Consider the following 1,908-nt stretch of genomic DNA (forward strand, 5'->3'; position numbering starts at 1 on the left):
GGCACTGGCACTGGCACTGGCACTGGCACTGGCACTGGCACTGGCACTGGCACTGGCACTGGCACTGGCACTGGCACTGATAAAACGCCTACAAGCATTGCAAGTCAACAACAAATACCGCAATTAAAAGAAGATAATGTTATTAGCAGCGCATCAGGACAGATGCATGTAAAAGGTTCTGATACCGAACATATTTCTTGGTCAGTTGACACCGCTCAAGGGCAATATGGACATATCGTCATTGATCCTGTCACAGGTCAATGGCAATACTTACTGGATAACAGTAATAGTCAAACGAATGCACTTTCAGAAGGCGAGCAACAATCGGAACAATTCATCATTACAGCAACTGATAACAATGGCCACAAAGCCTCTAGCATCATTGCAGTAGAAGTTGAAGGAAGTAATGATTTACCGACTATTTCAGGTATGCATAATGCGACTATCAACAGCGCTGGTAACATTGATAACGTAAGTGGGACATTAACAAGTTCTGATCCTGATCATCATGACCAAAGTGTATGGAACGTTGAGCAGCCCAATGGCAAGTTTGGTCAATTATCAATTAACCCTGATACAGGCGAATGGCAATATCACCTCGATAACCAATCAAGTTCGACCTTAGGACTACATTCAGGGCAACAAGCAAGTGAATCTTTTACAGTAACAGCTACTGATAGTTCAGGAACGCCAGTTTCAAAAGAAGTCACTATTGTTGTTATTGGTAAAAATGAAGCCGCTGTCATTTCTGGCGTATCTACAGGTAGCATTACCGAAGATAAAAACCTAGTAACGCAACATTTATCAGTGACAGGACAATTATCTGTCACTGACACAGATACAGGTGAAAGTCATTTCCAAGCATCATCTTTACAAGGGCAATTTGGTCATCTAGTTATTAACGAATTGGGTCATTGGACTTATACAGCCGACAATACCCAAACCGTCATTCAAGAGCTCAAAACTGGCGAATCACTTACCGACACTTTATTAGTTCACTCAGTCGATGGCACTGAGCAGAGAGTTACCGTTACCATCAATGGCACCGACGATAAAGCAGTGATCGGTAACATTATTTCCTCTACAGACAACGCCTTGAATTTAACAGCCCCAACACCTGAGGGAGAAACATTCGCTTCTCTCAAAGAAGACTTCAACGTCATACAAGGCGAGTTGCACGCAGAAGGTCAACTATCAATTTCAGATTTAGATAAAGACCAAGCTCACTTCCAAACTGATGTTTTACAAGGTCAGTTCGGCACACTGTCGATCAATAACCTAGGCCGCTGGACTTATACTGCAGACAATTCACAACAGACTATTCAAGGTCTGAAAACGGGTGAGTCGCTTACTGATACGCTAGTCGTTCACAGCGTCGATGGCACTGAACAAAAAATCTCAGTGACCATTAATGGCACCGACGATAAGGCGGTCATTTCTGGTACAAGTTCAGCACAATTAACCGAAGACAAAGACGTCCATCAAGGACAACTTCATGTCGATGGTGCCCTCACTGTTACAGATTTAGATAACGGCCAAGCTCAGTTTTCAGCCACATCATTACAAGGTCAGTTCGGCACATTGTCGATTAATAACCTAGGTCATTGGACTTATACTGCAGACAATTCACAACAGACTATTCAAGGGCTAAAAACGGGTGAGTCACTTACTGATACGCTAGTCGTTCACAGTGTCGATGGCACCGAGCAGAAAATCTCAGTCACCATTAATGGCACTGACGATAAAGCGGTCATTGGTGGTTCAAGTTCAGCTTCATTGACTGAAGACAAAGACGTCCATCAAGGACAACTTCATGTCGATGGTGCGTTAACTGTTACCGATGTAGACAATGGTCAAAACCAATTCCAAGCCACTGTGCAACAAGGTAAATTTGGTTCGCTTTCTTTG

At 43.3% G+C, this 1,908-nt stretch carries 1 protein-coding gene; it reads left to right on the forward strand.

The window, feature by feature from the left end; all coding sequences use genetic code 11:
* Positions 1–1,908 (forward strand): VCBS domain-containing protein (locus tag AB4153_RS21435; RefSeq protein ID WP_371998607.1); only part of this gene is annotated, 1,908 nt, incomplete at both ends.

The organism is Shewanella sp. 10N.286.52.E4, from assembly GCF_041468785.1.
Taxonomy (GTDB): domain Bacteria; phylum Pseudomonadota; class Gammaproteobacteria; order Enterobacterales; family Shewanellaceae; genus Shewanella; species Shewanella electrodiphila.